Consider the following 17,790-nt stretch of genomic DNA (forward strand, 5'->3'; position numbering starts at 1 on the left):
TATGGATAAGTTTTCAAAAAAATACACCGGAATTTTTGTGGCTTGGATCTTAGTTGCGCTTGCTAGCATTTTATTGCTACCTAATTTATCGCAATTAGTTTCTGATAAAGGCCAAACTAAAATCCCAGCTAGTGCTCAAAGCCAGGTAGCTGATACCATTCAAAAGCATTGGGGACATAAGATTAGTAACACTCGTCAGGTGGTAGTAGTCTTTAATAATGACGATAGTAAGATCACCGATATTCAACAAAGTGATATCGATGCTACTATTAATTCATTAAAAAATGACCAAGCTAAATATGACATTAAAAAAATCACCGCAGCTTCAGATAGTTCAATTACTAGAAAACAATTGATCTCTAAAGATAAAACTACTGAGTTAGTTCAACTAGACGTTGGTAAAAAAGATAGCATTCGTGATATGAATGATAAAATCCAAGACGCAGTTAAAACTAACGGAGTAAAAACTTATGTAACTGGTAGTGACATCTTACAAGATGACTTCCAACTATCCACTGAAGAAGGTATTAAAAAGACTGAAGCAATTACCGTAGTCTTTATTTTAATTGTATTAATTATTGTATTTAGATCATTAATCGTGCCATTTATTTCCTTACTTTCAGTTGGTTTATCATTTATTATTTCATTAAGTATTGTGGCTAATTTAGTTAAATACTACAATTTCCCACTATCTAACTTTACCCAAGTATTCATGGTAATTGTATTATTTGGGATTGGTACAGATTACAATATTTTACTATTTAACGAATTTAAGCGACAGTTAGCGCAAGGTAAAGACAAAGTAGAAGCCACGATTGCTTCAAGAAAAATTGCTGGTAGAACCATTTTATACAGTGGATCTTCAGTTTTAATTGGTTTTACTGCCTTAGGTTTAGCTAAATTCTCAATTTACCAATCAGCTGTAGGAGTGGCTGTTGGGGTAGCCGTATTACTATTAGTTCTACTTACCTTTACACCATTCTTTATGGCTGTATGGGGCGAAAAAATCTTCTGGCCTTCTAAGAATCTTGAAGCCGAAGGTGGAAGTCGTTTCTGGCACTTCCAAGCTAAGAGCTCTGTAGCACACCCAATTATCGTCTTGGTATTACTTTTAGCCATCTCATTACCAATTGCGATGCATTATAATAACCAATTAAATTACGATAATGCGGTTGAATTAAGTGATAGCATGCCAGCTAAAAAAGGTTACTTGGTAGTTCAAGATCATTTCTCAAAAGGTACTGCCGAACCAGCAACCTTATACATTAAGGCCGATCACAAATTAAACAACGAAAAAGATCTAAAAGAACTTGATCGTATCACTAAACAAATTCAAAAGAACCCTGGAATTGCTAGTGTCAACTCAGTTACCCAACCAGGTGGGGTAGCGATTAAACAACTTTATGTAAATGACCAATTAGATACTTTGACTGGTAATTTAAATAAAGTAAATAATGGATTAACTAAGACTACTAAAGGTCTAACTAGTTCTAAATTTAATACTGAACCACTTGAAAATATTGGTACCTCAACTCAAAGTATTGCTGACCAATTAGCTCAAATTCAAACGGCAGCTCAAAGTGCTAATACTGGAGCAACTCCAACACAAATGGTTGAACAACTTCAATCACAATTAACTGCTGCGGGTACTCCATTAAATGCAATTCAACAACAAGCTTTAGTTACTGCTTTGACTTCATCAATTGAAAAACAACAAGCTACGGTTTCTGGTACTCAAGCTGCCTTAACTGAAGTTGGAAGCAATACTCAAACCATTGCTACTAACGCTCAAGATTTAGCAGATGAATTACAAGAAACTCAAACCAAATTAATGACTGCTAGTGATGGTCTTAAGACCATGAATAGTGGGGTAAAACAATCAAATGATTACCTTAAAGATTTAGGAAAATCAGCCGCTGCTGATACTTTCTACATCCCAAGTAATATCATGAACAGTAAGACTTTCAAAGATTCTACTGATATGTATCTATCAGGTGATCAAAAAACTAGTCGCATGATTATTGTTTTAGACACCGATCCAAACTCAGAAAAATCTATGAAACGTGTTATTGATCTTCAACGACAAGTTCAAGAAAACCTTAAAGGTACTGATTTGAAGAATGCTACCGTAGCTATTGGTGGTCAAACTGCCTTGTCAGCTGATGATAAGAGCATTTCAAGTCAAGATTTCATTAGAACTGCAATTATTATGATTGTCGGTATTGGAATTGCCTTAGCTTTAATTACTCACTCATTGCTACAACCAATTTACATTTTAGCAATGTTAACTTTAACTTACGTAACTTCATTAGGAATTACTGAATTTATCAGTAAACACCTATTAGGACAAGATATGCTAACTTGGAATACTCCATTCTTTACTTTCGTTATGCTAATTGCCCTAGGAGTTGATTACAGTATCTTCTTAATCATGAAATATCGTGAAAATAAAGATACCGGTGCTTCAGTTGGTCAAAGAATGATCGAAGCTGCCACAGTTATTGGAACAGTAATTATCTCAGCTGTAATTATTTTAGGAGGAACTTTTGCTGCGTTAATTCCTTCAGGAGTTCTTACTTTAATTCAAGTTGCTATTGGGGTAATTGTTGGTTTAATTATCTTAGTAATAGTTATTCCATTAGTTATGCCAGCGGTAATGCGCTTGACTTATGAAAATATTTCATTTGCTAACTTCTTCTTCTACCACGGTAGAAAACCAAAACACAGTTTAGATGATGATGAAAAATAATAAAAAAAGCTTTCCCATTCGGGAAAGCTTTTTTTATTATTCATTTAAGTCTTTAATAGCGCGCTCATAGTCCTTCATGAAACGATTATAGTCATCTTCATTAAATTTGTCGTACTTACCAACTTCGTGTAGGGCCTTTTTAACTTCATGAATGGCACGATGTTCTTCAAACCAAGCACGAGTTTTTTTGCCTTGAAGTTTATCATTTTCTTCTTTGGCTAAAGTTTCATCTAGTTTACTTAAAGTATCTCCAATTTTATTCAATGCTTTATCTGCTTTATTTTCTTCTGCCATAATCAATTCCCCCTTTGAAATTATATATATCTTACCACCTTAAATTTGCGAACTGGTTAGATTTGCCTATGAAGTTAAATAAGTAAAATTAATCGCTTCGGTACCCACAATATTAGCGATAACGGGATTAACGATACTAAAATTAATTTTGATATCAGGAAATTGGGCTTGGACGGTATCTAAAACTTGCTTGGCGCGACGATCATCATTAGCATGCACAATATTAATATCTAAAATTTCATGTTGATGCATAAATTTAAATTGCTCATCCCAAAAATCAGCTACCCAACTCATGTCTGGCGTTCTTCTAAGCATCTTAAATTCATTATCTTTAAATTCTAAAATATATCTAATATTAAGTCGGTCTTCAATAGATCCCATAAATCGATTGATAACTTTGTTGGTAATTAGTTGTTTGTTATCAATAATTGAAGAAAATGAATGGGTATGGCTTAATACGCGAGCCAGGTGTTGCTTAATTTCTTCAAAATCTTTACCGGCTTCGACATCTTTAGCGGCAGCCAAAGTTTGATAGGCTAAGCCAATGGAAGCCATTTGACTATCAACCACGTGAACCGTAGCACTGGCGATTTCAGCGGCCTGTTGAGCGACTTCAAAAGTATTAATTAAACGACTGCTTAAGTGAATGGAGATAATTTCGGAACCGTCACTGGCTAATTCATCATAAATTTGGGCCAGATCAGTTGGTGAAATGAATTCAATATTAGGTTTATTGGAACTACCGAGTAATCTTAAATAAGCTTCCGGATTAATGGTACTAACCCGACCGTATAAATTACCATTGACGGTAACTGGTAAATCAATAACGTAAATATTGTAGCGAGTGATTTGATCTGCGGTTAATTGTCCGGCTGAATCGGTAACGATTTTAAATTTAGGCATATGAATATCTCCTTAGATTGAATTATTAATAGCTAAAATTTACAATGGTTAATGATACTTAATGAAGAAAGGTAATTTAAAAATGAAGGGCAAGTATGATACGCTGCAATTAATTGGAGTACCGCTAATAACTGATGATTCAGGTCAATATCAATTAAAGCTAGATAATAATGGAGAATATAAAGCACATGATTGGCGAATTGGTAAACATACCAAGGGAAAATTTAAAAAACTAGGCCAAGTATTTATTACCGAAAATAATATGTTAGTTGCCATTGTTGAAACTAAAGAATTGGCTTTTAAAAATCGCCATGATTTTACTCCTATGCAAAGATTTACTAATGAATTTATTTCAGATGATTTACTAAGTCATATTAAAAAAGGAAGATAAAGTGATTTTATCTTCCTTTTTATTATTCACTTTTAAGTAATTTTTCGACTTGTATTTTAATTTGTTCGGCAGACATTTGTTTATATGGATCCATATCTTTTTCGGTTTTCATGGTGTTGCGGCCATTTAACTCCATGTAATAGTCCCATAAGGCGTTACGAACAGGAAGATTGGAGTTTCCCCATGCAGGAAAAGCTTCAGACATTGGTTTATCTAACAAGCTGGATTCTACCACGATCAATTCCCCCTTAATCAATTTAATTACACTTATATTATAATTCAAATAATTCATGATAGTTAAATTTTGTTTGGCAAGTTACCCACATTATCCTGATAGCAAGCAACATCAAAATAAAAGTATTTATCAGCCGAAGAGTATATAATGTGGTTGAAAAATTGATTTAAGTAAGGAGAAAATTATGAAACATAAATTAATGACCACCTTAGCACTGGGATTATCATTAACCGGTGTGGGGATATTAACTAATCAAACTAACACAAACGCAGCTACTAAATACGTTTGGACTAAAACTAAAAGTTATCAAGCAACTACGCCTGCATATCATGCTAAAAATGCTGGCCAGACGGCTTATTTATGGAACGCTAGTCATACTAAAAAATTACACAATGCTAAGAATTATCCACATACTACCTGGTATGTTCAACGTAGTGTCGCCATGAAGCATGGTAATAAAACAACAGTTTATTATCAAGTAGTTAGTGGCAATAAAAAAGTAACGGGCTATATCTATCGAGGTTTCTTAACTAAGGGCAAATATCAAGCTAATCACGAAAACAATTATCAAGAAATCGATCGAGATCGATATATCGATGCTTATGGTGTTGAAACTTATCGTAGTCGAGGAGAATTCAAGCAGACTCTTTTATCAACTTTTAAAGGTACCGTAGCAGATCCTAAGTTAACTTCGGTTGCTGATAATGCTGTGGATTTAATATTAAATTCAATGACTGGCAGTGCTTCTCAACGAGATAAAGCTACAAACGACTATTATAATTTAATGGATAAGGTCAAGAAAGACCATCACGGCCAACTAATTCAAATTGAAAACAAAGGACGCTATACTAGAGATTCCAGACCTTTCAAGGAATATGTAATGAGCCAATTAAAAGCCAAAGGAATTAATCCAAATGATTATCAAGGTTATAAAATTGGGGTAAGTGCCGTAAGTAAGACTGAAAATGGTAATCTTAACGGAAGTGCCCATGGACTATTTGAAATCTTATTAGTACCTAATGATTAAAAAACATCCTAGCCGAGCTATTCGACTAGGATATTTTTTGAGTTGATTGATAATATAAAAATATTTGCCTATTAGTTAAAGCCTTGCATTATAATGAAACTAGGATTGTTTAAATAAATTACTAGGAGAAAATTATGAAACATAAACTAATAACTACTCTAGCACTAGGCTTAACCGTAACTGGTGCAGGGATGCTAGCTAACCAAACTAAAGCTAGTGCATCTACTAAATATGTATGGACAAAGACTAAGAGTTATAAATCAACTACGCCCGCATATCATGCCAAAAAGCAAGGCCAAACGGCTTACTTATGGAATTGGAATCACACCAAGAAACTACATAACTCAAAGAACTATCCCCACACTACCTGGCACGTTCAACAAAGTGTTGCCATGAAACACGGTAAAAAAACCACCATTTACTATCAAGTAGTTAGTGGCAATAAAAAGGTAACTGGTTATATCTATCGTGGTTATTTAACTAAAGGTAAATATCAAGCTCCAAGCAACAATAACAATAACTCAAATAATAACAATTCAAATAATATTAATTCTGACAAATATACTGATGCATATGGAGTAGAAAGTTATAAGAGTCGTGATGAATTAAAGAAAACTATTCTATCAATCTTTAGTGGTGCAACTGAAGATCCAAAGTTAACCTCAGATGCTGATGAAGCTATTAATTTAGGATTAAGTAGTATTTCAGAAGATGGTTATATAAGAGATACTTGGTCAAATAAATACTATGATTTTATTGATAGTTTAGATAAAAAAAATGATGGAAAATTAATTTCTGTTAATACTTTTAAAGCATTAACAGATGACGTTTCTTATAAAGATTATATACTCGGTAAGTTAAATGTTAAAAAAATTAATCCAGATAACTATAAAGGTTATAAAATTGGTGTAAGTGCGGTAAGTAAGACTGAAGATGATTATGATAATTACTTTGGTAGTGCTTATGGAAGATTTGAAATTTTATTAGTACCTAATGACTAACCATATAGATATGAAGTTGGGAAAAATGTGGGAAATGTAAACGATATTTTAAATTATACTAATAATTGTAATCGGCGCTGGTTATAAATATTAAATTTTAGGAGATTATAGTTATGGCAATTGATGTTTCTAATACTCCCGATGGTTATACTATTAATGTTTCAGGTAGTTTTACTTTTAATACTACTTGTGGAGTATGAGCTGAACCTGATATGAGTGCCACAGCATTAGCTGCATATCATGCTGGCGACACGGTTTATTATACAAGTAAATTAAAGTCAGGTAACCATTTCTGGTTATCCTACACTAGTTATTCCGGAGATATTCGTTACGTTCTTAATAGTTAACCTAATAAAATTAAAATGCCATAATTAATCTCAAAAGCCGTCATTCATTGAATTGAATGACGGCTTTTTTTAACCCTTATTAGGTGCAACTTCTAGTAACCAATTTTCATGAGGATCGCCATAATTTAGACGACTTAGGTTGTCGTTTAAGTAAGGATTTTTGGATAAAATAATTCCACTAATTGGAGAGGTGAGAATAGTTGAGCTATTTTCGCCAGTTACTTCAATAAAAGATTCATCTTGGTTAATTTCTTTATCAGTTATTAAAAAATGTACATATTCAATTTTGCCAGTTTTGGAAAGTACTCCAGGATCTAAACCCAGAAGATAGTTTTCGTTATCCTCTAAATGATACCAGATCCCATTTTTGATATTTTCCTTAGGAAGTGGTGAACTCATTTGGTTAGTTGAGAAAAAATTTTTAATGCGATTAATCCATGCAAATTTACTCATCATAAGTCACCTCAATACTATTTTCTTCAATTATAACCTATAATTAAAGTCGCATTAAGAATATGCAATTAGATATTAAGGGGGAAGTGTAATGTATTTAATAGTTAATTCCAAAGAAACTAAATTTGCGAATATGGCAGTTGTTAACCAAGCCATCGAAAATTACTTTGTCAATGACCTACAAAAAGATGGTCACGGTGTGATGATTTACGCAAGTAATCCTGCCGTAATTATTGGCCGTGATGATAACATTTGGGAGACTTTAAATGTGCCCCTCATGAATCAATATCATTTAGAGTTAGTAAGAAAACCAATTAATAGTAACATTCAATATAACGATAGTGGGACCTTAAAAATTAATGAAATCATTGGTAAAGATGATGGTAATTTTGAAAATTATGATTACTTTGCTAAACCGATCTTAAAAGCCCTAGAAAATTTGGGGGTTACTGCCAAATTAAAAGATCGAACTAATCAATTACAAGTTAACGATAAAACATTTGGACGCATTCAAATGCAGAAAAATGCTCGAGGATACACGGTAGATGTTGAGATTTTATTTAAAGTTAATCAAGATATCGCTAAAAAAGTCATTTTAGAACCTTCATTTGATGAACTAATTAATTTAGCAAGTGAATTACCATCTAAAGTTAGTCTAGATGATTTAAGAGCGGCGATTATTAAAGTGATGTTTAACGTCGATGATATCGATGATGCTCAAGACTATCAAATCTCAACCACTGATTGGGAGCAAATTGAACACAGTTTGGCCGATGAATTTGGTTTAGATTCATGGAATTATGGTCATAATGCTGGTTACGGTCAATATGCTGACGAAGCTTTTTCAGCTGGTAAGTTAGGGATTAATTTTACCGTAGTAGGCAATCAATTTACGGCTTTCAAATTTGTACCGTTCTTCAAGATTGAAGGGGACTTATCCGCAATTGAAACAGCTTTAGTTGGTAGTGATACTAGCGATGACGCCATTGAAAAAGCTGTCGATCAGGGACATCTAAAAACTTTAGAAAAACAAAAAATGCTCAATTTTATAACGCATAAAGTAGTTAAATAAAAAAGCTGATGAATTTCATCAGCTTTTTTTATTTAGAATTGTTGGCCGAGTTCTTCGGATTGACGATAGGCAGCTTGTTTAGCTTGTAAATCTGCTTGTGGATTTTGACCATTAAGACCTTCACAGTAGATACCTTGAACGTCGGTAACCCCAATTTGTCTAAGAATCATTCTAAGATAGTGGTCACCCATATCTAGTTTTAGCATATCGGGATTATCACTTGAATGATATTTACCGGATGAAGATTGAATATGAAGGGCAATTTTATCTTTAAGGAAACCACCTTTTTGGTAATCCCAAGTTTTCGTTGCTTGGCAGACGATATCTAAATAATCCTTTAATTTAGATGGTAAAAATAAATTGTACATTGGATTAATAAATACGTATTTGTCAGCTTTAATGAATTCTTCTTGTAGTAGTTGTTGGCGACTAATTAAGATATGTTCATCTGGAGTTAATTCATCATACTTGGTGCCGTCGGTTAATTTTTTCCAGACGTTTAAATTAGAACTGTCGATGGCGATATTTCCCTCAGCATATAAGTCATGAACTAATACATCGTCTTGTGGATTTGATTCTTTATAACTTTCGATAAATCGATCACCCATAGTTAATGAAGTAGAAATCACATCGCTAGCAGGGTGAGCTTTGATTACTAATAAAGTAGCCATAATAAATCCCCCTAAATTATTATTTATAAACTAATTATACTATTTAAAATAAAAAAGACCGCCGAAGGCAATCTTTTATTTCACGTTTTTCTTAACTAAGTCCACAAAGGCGTTTACTAAACTTTGGAAATAATCTAGTTCGCGTTGGTCGGTAATTGAACCATCTTCGTTAATAAAGCTAGTAACTTTACCTAAGTAGGCTTCGGGTTGTTGAACTGTTGGCATGTTTAAAAATACTAACGATTGTCTTAAGGCAAAGTTAGCGGCCATTCCGCCCATACCACCGGGTGATTCACTGATAATTAAAGCCGGTTTTTTATCCCAAATACTAGATCCCATTGGACGAGAACCGACATCTAAGGCGTTCTTTAGACCACCAGGAATGGAACGATTATATTCTGGAGTTACAAAAATGACGGCATCCATCTTACTCATATCTTGACGGAATCTCTTCCATGATTCAGGTACTGTCTCTTCTTGATCAAGATCTTGGTTATATAGATCCATATTAATATTAATAAATTTAACTATGTAATCTTCAGGTAGTAACGAAGCAACGGATTTAGCAATTGCTTTTGAAAAAGCCCCTTGTCGTAAGCTACCCGCAATTACGGCTACATTAACTGACATTAGTTAACCCCCTTTATAAAGCTATATTTATTATGAGTTAACTATCAATTAATTGCAATTTATTTGCACAAAAAAAGACTGGTGAATAATCACCAGTCTTAGAAGTTGAATTAACCTTCAACAACGTTAACGTTTGCAGCTTGTGGTCCACGATCACTATCTTCAACGTCAAGAGTAACTTTTTGGCCTTCGTCTAATGACTTGAAACCATCTTTGTTGATTGCTGAGAAGTGAACAAATACGTCACCGTCGTCAGTAGTAATGAATCCGTAACCTTTATCAGCGTTAAACCATTTAACAGTACCTTGTTTCATAATAATGAAACCTCCTTGCGCTCATGCGCTTAAAAAATTTGCAATGTATCTAGTCGGAACGCAATTAAGGAAGTTGTTAATTCAAAAAATAAAACAAGTTACCTTAACAATCGAAACCTAAAACACATTAACCATAATATAACAATAACTCCGGACCATGTCAAATGATTTGCTAAATAAATAATTTTATTTATTTTTTATTTAGCAATTAAAAATTTTAGTTGTTGATTTAAGCCGGTTTAATCTCGATTTGATTATCTTTAAGTCCAATTTTAAATTCTTTCACATCAGAATTTTCCAAGTAGGCGTTAGTTAATGGATCTGTAATTTCCTTAGTGATTACTCGGCGCATTGGACGGGCTCCGAGCTCTTCATCGTAACCGTCATGTACTAATTTGTTTTTAGCATCATTAGTTACAGTAAAGGAAATTCCACGCGATTTATTAACTAATTTATTTAAGTTATTAAGGAAAATATTTAAGACTTTTAAGATATTATCTTTGCTTAAAGGTTGGAATTGAACAATGTCGTCAATTCGGTTTAAGAATTCAATCTTAAAGTAGGGTTTTAGGCGATCGATAACGTTAGGTTGTTCCTTAATATTTTCTTGGCCGGCATTACTAGTCATGATGATTACTGTGTTACTAAAATCGACTAATTTACCATGAGCATCGGATAAACGACCATCATCTAAAATTTGAAGCAAGAGGTTTAAAACGTCGGGATGGGCTTTTTCAATTTCATCCAATAAAATTAAACTGTAAGGGTGGCGACGAACTTGTTCGGTTAAACGGCCACCTTCTTCATAGCCAACGTATCCGGGAGCTGATCCAATTAGCTTGCTGGCACTAATTTTATCCATGTACTCAGACATATCGTAACGAATCATGGCTTTATCGGAACCAAAGAGTTCTTTAGCTAAAGCCTTGGCTGTTTGAGTTTTACCAACTCCGGTAGGGCCAACAAATAAGAAACTACCAATTGGACGATTGCCATCGGTAAATCCAACTCGGCTACGTTTAATGGCTGCTGAAATGGAATTAATGGCTTTATCTTGACCGATGACAACTTGCTTCATATCTTTAGATAGGTTCTTAAGTTGAGTAAGTTCATCGTTATCAATGTTAGAAACCGGTACGCCGGTAATTTTTTCTACAACCATTTGAATGCTAGTAGAAGTGACTTCAGGAACTTTAACTTGGGCTCCGTTATCAATATTTTTAATTTGTTGAGCAATTTTATCGATCCGATCGCGAAGTTTAGCGGCTTTTTCATAGTCTTCATTTTGGGAAGCTAGATTTTTTTGTTGCTCTAAGCGAGCGCCTTCTTGTTCGAGGGCGGCTCGATCCTTGGTAGCTGAAGAGTTCATAGCAATTTTGGCTCCCGCTTGGTCGATTAAATCGATAGCTTTATCGGGATTTTTACGATCCTGGATGTAACGATTACCTAGAGTAACGGCTGCTTGAAGGGCATCTTTAGTATAGTGAACGTGATGATATTGTTCATATTTAGGAGCTAAACCTTCAATGATCTGTAACGTGTCAGCCTCACTAGGTTCATCAACCGTAATTGGTTGGAATCTTCTAGCAAGTGCTTGGTCTTTTTCAATGTCACGGAATTCGGCATTTGTAGTGGCGCCAATTAATTGAAAATCGCCACGAGCTAATTTAGGCTTTAAAATATTACCGGCATCCATTTTATCGCCTTCACCAGTTGATCCGGCACCAACAATTTGGTGAATTTCATCAATGAATAAAATAATATTTTTATCTTTAGATACTTCATCAATTAATTGCTGCATTCGTTCTTCGAATTGGCCACGGACTCCAGTACCTTGTACTAAGGAAACTACGTCAATGGAAATTAAGCGTTTATTTTGCAAACGGTCGGATACATCTCCGTCAGCAATTTTTTGGGCTAAACCTTCGACAACGGCAGTTTTACCAACACCGGCTTCACCAATTAACACGGGGTTATTTTTAGTTCGACGGCTTAAAACCTCTTCCATTTGTTCAATTTCACTGTCTCGGCCAATCACGGGATCTAAATCACCGTTTTTAGCGAGTTTAGTCATATCAAGTCCATATTCTTCTAATAAAGTTTTCTTACCAGAGTGTTGTGATGGTTGAGGTTGTTGTGGCATTTGGCGGCGATAACTTTGATCATCCGCTTCAAATGCACGCTTAAAGAATGGATCACTAAATAAATCATCAAAACTAGAATATTCAAATGGATCATTTGCCATAATTATTTCCCCCTTACAGATAATCATTACCTAATATATCGTTATCGTATCACCTGATAGGGAGTTAATAAAATAATTTGCTTTGTTTGGCAAAATAAAAAAGGTAATCAATTGATTACCTTTTTAGTCTTTAGCATTTTCTTCGTGACATAAACGACCAATCCATCGAACGATTGGTTTGTTAATACGGTCAGTCCAAAATACAATTAGGGGACCGGTGAAGAAGGCAACGATTAAAGTTACCACTCCGACAGGACCTGCGGCAAAGAAAGCACCGACTAGGAAGATTGAATCTTGAACCACACGTACGACTTTATAACTGAAATTTAAACGGTTAGAAATGATTGGAGCAATGGCATCGTATGGAGAAACTCCGACATCGGCGGTCATATACATAGAAGCTCCGAAACTAAAAATAAGAAGACCCACAACGGCTAAAATTAATTTTACAAAGAAACTTGAAGAATCTGGGAATACGTTACCATAAATTGCAGTGAACCATTCAATTTCATATCCAATTAAAACCATGTTCAGAATGGTACCAATTCCAATTAAATGGAAATCAAATATCAAAACAAAAACGAAAATTGCGATATTGACAAAAAGTTGATAGGTACCTAAACTAAAACCTAATTTACCAGATACTGCAATATTTAAAGCGGTAAATGGATCCATACCTAAGACTGATTTTAGAAGTAAGGTTGATCCAATAGAAATAATTCCAATACCGATAAATGACATTAAAGTTTTTAATAATAAGTTTTCCAAGTGGTGACGTTTGAGAACTTTGTTATTTTGTTGAGGATGAATACTAGGTTGATTCATAAAAGTGCCTCCTTAAATTGTTAATCCATAATTTCAATATTCAAGGCCATTGCATCATTAGCAGCCTTTAGAGTGTTATAAATGGTACTAATGTGAATGACTTCGTTAACGAAATCTAACTGTTTATTCGGTACAAGGTTAGTTCTACAAGTAATTTTTACATTAATCTCGTTGATTCGAGAGCTTTTATCGGGAAAACGCTCCACGCTAGCTTCGATATCAACATTAAAAGATTTAATTTCAATGTTGCGAGCACCGGCTAAAGCCTTAGCGCTAATTGAAAGGCAAGATCCTAACGCTCCCATTAAATACTGAGTAGGGTTAGGTCCTGCATCAGTCCCATGATTAGTGGGTAAGTTATCCGAAATAAATTGGTGAATTCCTGCTTTTGTTAGAGCTTGATCACCGATATTTCTTAGTGCAGTATGAGTGATATATTTTGCCAAAATGAATTCCTCCAATTAATGATTTAATCACCTCTTAAAATTAGATAGATGATTATAATGGCAGTGTATAACATTTTAAGTTAAGATGTTTAAATTTAGTTTTTCACCAAAAGGAGAATCGCATGACTACTTTAATAATTAGTTCAAATCCCAATTATCAAGACTCGGGACTTAATCAATTTCTAAAAACTAGCAGCCAATGGTTAGGAAACTCCATTGAATGGCTTCAATTGGATGAAATATATCCAGAAGCTAAATACACTAAAAAACAAATTGAACAAGAACAATCTCGTTTACAACAAGCTGATAAAATCATTTTCCAATTCCCGATGTATTGGTATAGTGCACCAGCTAGCTTAAAAAGCTATCTTGATCAAGTGATGACCAATCAATTTGTTAATATCAAACATAGTTTGCAGAACAAATCTTTGGGAATCGTTGTTGGAATTGGAAAAAATTTACAATCATATCAAGCAGGAGCTAGTGAGAACTATACGATTTCTGAATTACTGAGACCGTACCAAGCTTTCGCATTGGCAGCTCAGATGAAATACCTACGGCCGCTTACTATTAACCAATTTTCATATATGAATGAAGCAGAAAAAATGAAACTAATAACAAGTTATTTAAACTTCATTGACAATATTATAGCGCTTACATTTGATGAAAAGCAAGCATGGATAATTAAAAATCTGAAAAAAATTTACAATGATGATGAAACAAAAAAAGATCGATTGGCCATGATTATTGACCAAATCGATCTTCGTAAAGCTGAATTGGAAGAATTAAAAGATAATATAAATTTAATTAAAAGTCAGGAGGAAAACTAAAATGGAAAATTATGATGACTGGCTAATTAACGAACTAAAATCTTTAGAGCAAGAAGAAACTTCCTTTATCCAGCGAGCTATTTTAAATGAAGCGATTGATATAGTTAAGGAACAGACTAAACGAATTGAGCAGGCTAAGGGTGAATTAGATGGCCGGGTTTGGGATAAACAAGGTTGGTAATTAAAATTTAGCCCAATGATTAATTGGTCCAAATTTATGGCCAACGATGATTTCATTAGCAATTGCGGCATCTACAAAGCGTTTAGCAGTACGAATGGCTGCTTCAACGGAAGCCCCTTTAGCTAATTCGGCAGTTATGGATGCGGATAAGGTATCCCCAGTACCGTTAACCCGATCAGTTGGGTGATAAGGAGCGGTTAACCAAAAATCACTTTGGTCTTCTAAAAGAACGTAATCTTTTACTTCCGTTTGATTGGGGTCATTATGAGCTCCTTTAATTACGATATTTTTAGCACCTAATTGTTGAAGCTTTTGGGCCGCTAATTTAATATCGTCTTCGGAAGTAATCGACATTTCAGCTAGCTTTTGGGCTTCAAAAAAGTTTGGGGTAATTACGTAGGCTAAGGGAATTAAGGTATCTCGCAAAGTTTGGTAAGCGGAGGCATCTAGTAATTCGTTGCCGTGTTTAGTGGTAATTACGGGATCAACTACTAAGGGACCAAAATTATATTTTTTATAATTAGTAACAACGGTATTGATTAACTTGCTATCTGACAACATACCAGTTTTAGCAGCTTTGATTTGATAGTCTTCAGCTAAAGCCTTAAATTCACTATCAATAAAAGAAGTCGGTAAATTGACACTATCATGAATGCCGAAACTATTGCCGGCAACGCAAGCAGTTAAAATCGAAGCGCCATAAACTTCATGGCGAAAAAATGTATGCAAATCGGCTTGCATACCGGCACTACCGTCACTATCTGAACCAGCAATAGTGACTGCTTGGGGAATTTGATTTAACAAATAACTCACCTCGAATATATTATTAAACTTAAATGTTATCACTAAATCGATTTTATGCAAATGGAGTTTCTAAATACAATTTGCGTTATATTACTTAGTTGTATTATAATAATTAGGCGTATTAATATTTCTAATTGGATTTTACTTATTAAGGAGATATACATTATGAGAATTTGTCATCCAAACGGTGTTCAAGGCCGTAGACCAATCAACCATAAAAAAGACGATGCACGTAACAAACGTGTTGCTGATTTACAAAAGTTTTTGAAATCAAAACCAGCTTCTAAATAGTCTTTAAAGACCTCAAGAATTTAATTCTTGAGGTCTTTTTTACATTACTCGTTTTTCAAAATCATCAATATCGGTTTGTTTACCAATTACGGTAATGGTGTCCCCAATATCAAATTGGGTATTCACACTAGGGTTAATTTGTAAATCATCGGTATTATTTTTATTTAGAGTAATAATTTTTAAATTAAAATTACCAGCAATATTAGCCCCGCTTAAATCTTTTTGACCTAACCGTTGATTGGCCAATTTAATTTCAGAAACTGACATGTTAGAAGTTAATGGGAAGTTATTTAAAATATTAGGGTCGATGGCTTTTAAAGCGGCTTGCTGACCGATTAATTTTTCTGGTTGGATAACTTCATCGGCCCCGATTTTTTTCAAAACCTGTTCATGCCGGTCATTTTCAGCTTTACAGATAATATTTTTAACTCCGAGCTCCTTACAAAGGAGGGTGGCCATTATGCTAGCTTCCATGTTATCGGCAATCGCAATAAAGACATTGTCAAAGCTACCAATGCCCAACTGAATTAAAGCATCTTCGTTTTCAGCATCGGCAATGACGGCCTCGGTGGCAATGTTTTGGTAACTATCGACTAAGGCTTCATCTTTATCGATGGCTAAAACTTCTTGGTTATTATTGATTAAGGTTTTAACGATACTACCACCGAATAATCCTAGACCGATTACGGCATAATTTTTTTTCATTTTATCAATCCTATCCAATTAAAACATTTTCTTGTGGGTAACGATATGCTGACTTGCTCTTATTAGTATTTAATAAGGAGAACATAACGGTAAAGATTCCTACTCTACCAATAAACATTAGTAACATGATAATGATCTTACCGATTACTGATAAATTAGGGGTTAGACCTAAAGTTAATCCAGAAGTCCCAAAGGCAGAGACGACTTCAAACATTACATATTCTAGTCCAAATTTAGTAGGCACACTTTCTGTAATAAACAATAATAAGGTGGCTACGACCATGACCATGCTAACTAAAAAGACTACGGTTAACGAGCGGGAGACGTTGTCTTCTGAAAAGCGGCGATGAAACATCGTGACGTCTTCTTTACCACGAATGGTTGACCAAACCTTAGCTACTAGAATTCCAATGGTAGTACTTTTAATTCCACCAGCAGTTGATCCGGGAGTTCCTCCTATTAGCATTAGCACCATAGAAATAAAGAGCCCCCCTAAAGAAATTTTAGAGTAAGGTAGGGTATAAAACCCAGCAGTTCGAGGAGTTACTGCCATAAAATAGGTATTTACTAATCGTTGAAAAATAGTTAATGACTGATTTTCAGCAAAGTTTCGTTCGGTTAGTAATAAAATAAAGAAGCCGATGACAATAAATCCTAAATAAGTCGATAAGGCTAATTTAGTATGTAAGCTGAGACGGTGAGTCTGTCGATAAAAGAGTAAATCTTTCCAAACAATGAAACCTAAAGATCCAGAAATAATTAATAAGCTAATCACAAATAGTAAATATGGATCAGTTTGAAAATTAACTAAACTATTATCAAATAAGTCGAAACCAGCATTACAAAAGGCGCTAATGGCGTGGAAAATACTAAAGCCAATTCCCTTTAAAATTCCAAATCTGGGAATAAAATCAATTGCAATTAATCCGGCACCGAAGATTTGGATAATTAAGGATAATCGAACGACTAAAAAGACAATTTGGTTAATATTTCCGGTGTAAGATAGACTAAGAGATTCGCGAACTAGTAATTGCGAAGTTAGATCGACTTTTCGGCGAACAATATTAAATAGTAAAACCGCGAAGGTCATAAAACCTAGTCCACCAATTTCTACTAAAAGTAAAATGATGATTTTACCAAACAAACTCCAGTGTGTTACGGTGTTAACGACAGTAAGTCCCGTTACACAAGTTGCGGAAGTTGCTGTAAATAGGGCATCTAAGAAGTTGGTGCTTGAATGGGTGTTACTAGCGATCGGTAGAGAAAGTAATAAAGAACCAATCAGGATAATGATCACAAACCCTAAAGATAAAGTTTGTGATAGCGTTAAGTGGAACTTTTTATGTACCAATTTTAGAAATCTCCTTTAATGGCTA

The 17,790-nt window shown here is 34.3% G+C and carries 22 protein-coding genes; 9 read left to right on the top strand and 13 right to left on the bottom strand.

Annotation, left to right across the window (positions count from 1 at the left end):
• Position 1 precedes the first annotated feature (1 nt).
• Positions 2-2,749, top strand: a complete 2,748-nt coding sequence (locus LHL71_RS00435; RefSeq protein WP_227361088.1) for an MMPL family transporter — start codon at positions 2-4, stop codon at positions 2,747-2,749.
• A 36-nt stretch (positions 2,750-2,785) separates the two neighbouring features.
• Here LHL71_RS00435 and LHL71_RS00440 read toward each other — a convergent pair whose 3' ends face one another.
• The gene (locus LHL71_RS00440) at positions 2,786-3,043 is read right to left on the bottom strand and encodes a hypothetical protein (protein WP_227361089.1); all 258 of its coding nucleotides are present in this window, start codon (positions 3,041-3,043) and stop codon (positions 2,786-2,788) included.
• A gap of 66 nt (positions 3,044-3,109) precedes the next feature.
• A complete protein-coding gene (locus LHL71_RS00445; RefSeq protein WP_227361090.1) occupies positions 3,110-3,946 on the bottom strand; it encodes a DegV family protein in 837 nt (278 codons plus the stop codon).
• Positions 3,947-4,028: 82 nt separating this feature from the next.
• On the opposite strand from LHL71_RS00445, the gene LHL71_RS00450 reads away from it, so the two are divergent.
• Positions 4,029-4,337 (top strand): DUF7671 family protein, encoded by a 309-nt coding sequence (locus tag LHL71_RS00450; protein WP_227361091.1) that lies wholly within the window; start codon positions 4,029-4,031, stop codon positions 4,335-4,337.
• 22 nt (positions 4,338-4,359) lie between these two features.
• On the opposite strand, the gene LHL71_RS00455 is transcribed toward LHL71_RS00450, so the two are convergent.
• Positions 4,360-4,542: a P8 family protein gene (locus tag LHL71_RS00455; RefSeq protein WP_227361591.1), complete on the bottom strand. Its 183-nt coding sequence runs from the start codon at positions 4,540-4,542 to the stop codon at positions 4,360-4,362.
• A gap of 214 nt (positions 4,543-4,756) precedes the next feature.
• Between LHL71_RS00455 and LHL71_RS00460 the strand changes: the two genes are divergently transcribed.
• The 3 genes from LHL71_RS00460 to LHL71_RS00470 all read left to right on the top strand — a co-directional run bounded on the left by LHL71_RS00460 (position 4,757) and on the right by LHL71_RS00470 (position 6,947).
• Positions 4,757-5,599 carry a hypothetical protein gene (locus LHL71_RS00460; protein WP_227361092.1) on the top strand — a complete coding sequence of 281 codons (843 nt, stop codon included), beginning with the start codon at positions 4,757-4,759 and terminating at the stop codon, positions 5,597-5,599.
• A gap of 134 nt (positions 5,600-5,733) precedes the next feature.
• Positions 5,734-6,600 (top strand): hypothetical protein, encoded by an 867-nt coding sequence (locus LHL71_RS00465; RefSeq protein WP_227361093.1) that lies wholly within the window; start codon positions 5,734-5,736, stop codon positions 6,598-6,600.
• Between the two features lie 212 nt (positions 6,601-6,812).
• A complete protein-coding gene (locus LHL71_RS00470; RefSeq protein ID WP_227361094.1) occupies positions 6,813-6,947 on the top strand; it encodes an SH3 domain-containing protein in 135 nt (44 codons plus the stop codon).
• 69 nt (positions 6,948-7,016) lie between these two features.
• On the opposite strand, the gene LHL71_RS00475 is transcribed toward LHL71_RS00470, so the two are convergent.
• On the bottom strand, positions 7,017-7,403 hold the full coding sequence (locus LHL71_RS00475) for a biotin/lipoyl attachment domain-containing protein (RefSeq protein ID WP_227361095.1): 387 nt from the start codon (positions 7,401-7,403) through the stop codon (positions 7,017-7,019).
• An 88-nt stretch (positions 7,404-7,491) separates the two neighbouring features.
• Between LHL71_RS00475 and LHL71_RS00480 the strand changes: the two genes are divergently transcribed.
• Positions 7,492-8,472, top strand: coding sequence for a lipoate--protein ligase family protein (locus tag LHL71_RS00480; RefSeq protein ID WP_227361096.1), 981 nt, complete (start codon positions 7,492-7,494; stop codon positions 8,470-8,472).
• A gap of 32 nt (positions 8,473-8,504) precedes the next feature.
• Here LHL71_RS00480 and LHL71_RS00485 read toward each other — a convergent pair whose 3' ends face one another.
• The 6 genes from LHL71_RS00485 to LHL71_RS00510 all read right to left on the bottom strand — a co-directional run bounded on the left by LHL71_RS00485 (position 8,505) and on the right by LHL71_RS00510 (position 13,603).
• Positions 8,505-9,143, bottom strand: a complete 639-nt coding sequence (locus LHL71_RS00485) for an FMN-dependent NADH-azoreductase (RefSeq protein ID WP_227361097.1) — start codon at positions 9,141-9,143, stop codon at positions 8,505-8,507.
• Positions 9,144-9,218: 75 nt separating this feature from the next.
• Complete coding sequence (locus LHL71_RS00490; RefSeq protein WP_227361098.1) at positions 9,219-9,773, bottom strand: NADPH-dependent FMN reductase; 555 nt, start codon at positions 9,771-9,773, stop codon at positions 9,219-9,221.
• 110 nt (positions 9,774-9,883) lie between these two features.
• On the bottom strand, positions 9,884-10,087 hold the full coding sequence (locus LHL71_RS00495; protein ID WP_227361099.1) for a cold-shock protein: 204 nt from the start codon (positions 10,085-10,087) through the stop codon (positions 9,884-9,886).
• 229 nt (positions 10,088-10,316) lie between these two features.
• Positions 10,317-12,332 (bottom strand): ATP-dependent Clp protease ATP-binding subunit, encoded by a 2,016-nt coding sequence (locus LHL71_RS00500; protein WP_227361100.1) that lies wholly within the window; start codon positions 12,330-12,332, stop codon positions 10,317-10,319.
• 123 nt (positions 12,333-12,455) lie between these two features.
• Positions 12,456-13,157 (bottom strand): YczE/YyaS/YitT family protein, encoded by a 702-nt coding sequence (locus LHL71_RS00505; RefSeq protein ID WP_227361102.1) that lies wholly within the window; start codon positions 13,155-13,157, stop codon positions 12,456-12,458.
• A gap of 20 nt (positions 13,158-13,177) precedes the next feature.
• Entirely contained in the window at positions 13,178-13,603 is a 426-nt protein-coding gene (locus tag LHL71_RS00510) for an OsmC family protein (RefSeq protein WP_227361103.1), read from the bottom strand.
• Between the two features lie 122 nt (positions 13,604-13,725).
• Here LHL71_RS00510 and LHL71_RS00515 point away from each other — a divergent pair, with 122 nt between their 5' ends.
• Together LHL71_RS00515 and LHL71_RS00520 are read left to right on the top strand one after the other, a co-directional pair.
• Positions 13,726-14,433, top strand: a complete 708-nt coding sequence (locus LHL71_RS00515) for an NAD(P)H-dependent oxidoreductase (protein WP_227361105.1) — start codon at positions 13,726-13,728, stop codon at positions 14,431-14,433.
• 1 nt (position 14,434) lies between these two features.
• The gene (locus tag LHL71_RS00520; protein ID WP_227361106.1) at positions 14,435-14,614 is read left to right on the top strand and encodes a hypothetical protein; all 180 of its coding nucleotides are present in this window, start codon (positions 14,435-14,437) and stop codon (positions 14,612-14,614) included.
• Here the strand turns inward: LHL71_RS00520 and thiD are convergent, their stop codons facing one another.
• Positions 14,615-15,418 (bottom strand): bifunctional hydroxymethylpyrimidine kinase/phosphomethylpyrimidine kinase, encoded by an 804-nt coding sequence (thiD, locus tag LHL71_RS00525; RefSeq protein WP_227361108.1) that lies wholly within the window; start codon positions 15,416-15,418, stop codon positions 14,615-14,617. It abuts the gene before it with no gap.
• Between the two features lie 165 nt (positions 15,419-15,583).
• Between thiD and LHL71_RS06435 the strand changes: the two genes are divergently transcribed.
• On the top strand, positions 15,584-15,709 hold the full coding sequence (locus LHL71_RS06435) for a hypothetical protein (protein WP_283812372.1): 126 nt from the start codon (positions 15,584-15,586) through the stop codon (positions 15,707-15,709).
• 39 nt (positions 15,710-15,748) lie between these two features.
• Here the strand turns inward: LHL71_RS06435 and LHL71_RS00530 are convergent, their stop codons facing one another.
• Together LHL71_RS00530 and LHL71_RS00535 are read right to left on the bottom strand one after the other, a co-directional pair.
• Positions 15,749-16,414, bottom strand: coding sequence for a potassium channel family protein (locus LHL71_RS00530; protein ID WP_227361109.1), 666 nt, complete (start codon positions 16,412-16,414; stop codon positions 15,749-15,751).
• A gap of 10 nt (positions 16,415-16,424) precedes the next feature.
• Positions 16,425-17,765 carry a TrkH family potassium uptake protein gene (locus LHL71_RS00535; RefSeq protein ID WP_227361110.1) on the bottom strand — a complete coding sequence of 447 codons (1,341 nt, stop codon included), beginning with the start codon at positions 17,763-17,765 and terminating at the stop codon, positions 16,425-16,427.
• Positions 17,766-17,790: the final 25 nt, after the last annotated feature.

It is taken from the genome of Lentilactobacillus laojiaonis (assembly GCF_020616595.1).
In the GTDB taxonomy this organism is placed as follows: Bacteria; Bacillota; Bacilli; order Lactobacillales; family Lactobacillaceae; genus Lentilactobacillus; species Lentilactobacillus laojiaonis.

Coding starts and splice junctions, on each gene's coding strand:
- LHL71_RS00435 (WP_227361088.1), top strand. CDS start 2: ATGGATAAGTTTTCAAAAAAATACACCGGAATTTTTGTGGCTTGGATC.
- LHL71_RS00440 (WP_227361089.1), bottom strand. CDS start 3,043: ATGGCAGAAGAAAATAAAGCAGATAAAGCATTGAATAAAATTGGAGAT.
- LHL71_RS00445 (WP_227361090.1), bottom strand. CDS start 3,946: ATGCCTAAATTTAAAATCGTTACCGATTCAGCCGGACAATTAACCGCA.
- LHL71_RS00450 (WP_227361091.1), top strand. CDS start 4,029: ATGAAGGGCAAGTATGATACGCTGCAATTAATTGGAGTACCGCTAATA.
- LHL71_RS00455 (WP_227361591.1), bottom strand. CDS start 4,542: ATGTCTGAAGCTTTTCCTGCATGGGGAAACTCCAATCTTCCTGTTCGT.
- LHL71_RS00460 (WP_227361092.1), top strand. CDS start 4,757: ATGAAACATAAATTAATGACCACCTTAGCACTGGGATTATCATTAACC.
- LHL71_RS00465 (WP_227361093.1), top strand. CDS start 5,734: ATGAAACATAAACTAATAACTACTCTAGCACTAGGCTTAACCGTAACT.
- LHL71_RS00470 (WP_227361094.1), top strand. CDS start 6,813: ATGAGTGCCACAGCATTAGCTGCATATCATGCTGGCGACACGGTTTAT.
- LHL71_RS00475 (WP_227361095.1), bottom strand. CDS start 7,403: ATGATGAGTAAATTTGCATGGATTAATCGCATTAAAAATTTTTTCTCA.
- LHL71_RS00480 (WP_227361096.1), top strand. CDS start 7,492: ATGTATTTAATAGTTAATTCCAAAGAAACTAAATTTGCGAATATGGCA.
- LHL71_RS00485 (WP_227361097.1), bottom strand. CDS start 9,143: ATGGCTACTTTATTAGTAATCAAAGCTCACCCTGCTAGCGATGTGATT.
- LHL71_RS00490 (WP_227361098.1), bottom strand. CDS start 9,773: ATGTCAGTTAATGTAGCCGTAATTGCGGGTAGCTTACGACAAGGGGCT.
- LHL71_RS00495 (WP_227361099.1), bottom strand. CDS start 10,087: ATGAAACAAGGTACTGTTAAATGGTTTAACGCTGATAAAGGTTACGGA.
- LHL71_RS00500 (WP_227361100.1), bottom strand. CDS start 12,332: ATGGCAAATGATCCATTTGAATATTCTAGTTTTGATGATTTATTTAGT.
- LHL71_RS00505 (WP_227361102.1), bottom strand. CDS start 13,157: ATGAATCAACCTAGTATTCATCCTCAACAAAATAACAAAGTTCTCAAA.
- LHL71_RS00515 (WP_227361105.1), top strand. CDS start 13,726: ATGACTACTTTAATAATTAGTTCAAATCCCAATTATCAAGACTCGGGA.
- LHL71_RS00520 (WP_227361106.1), top strand. CDS start 14,435: ATGGAAAATTATGATGACTGGCTAATTAACGAACTAAAATCTTTAGAG.
- LHL71_RS06435 (WP_283812372.1), top strand. CDS start 15,584: ATGAGAATTTGTCATCCAAACGGTGTTCAAGGCCGTAGACCAATCAAC.
- LHL71_RS00530 (WP_227361109.1), bottom strand. CDS start 16,414: ATGAAAAAAAATTATGCCGTAATCGGTCTAGGATTATTCGGTGGTAGT.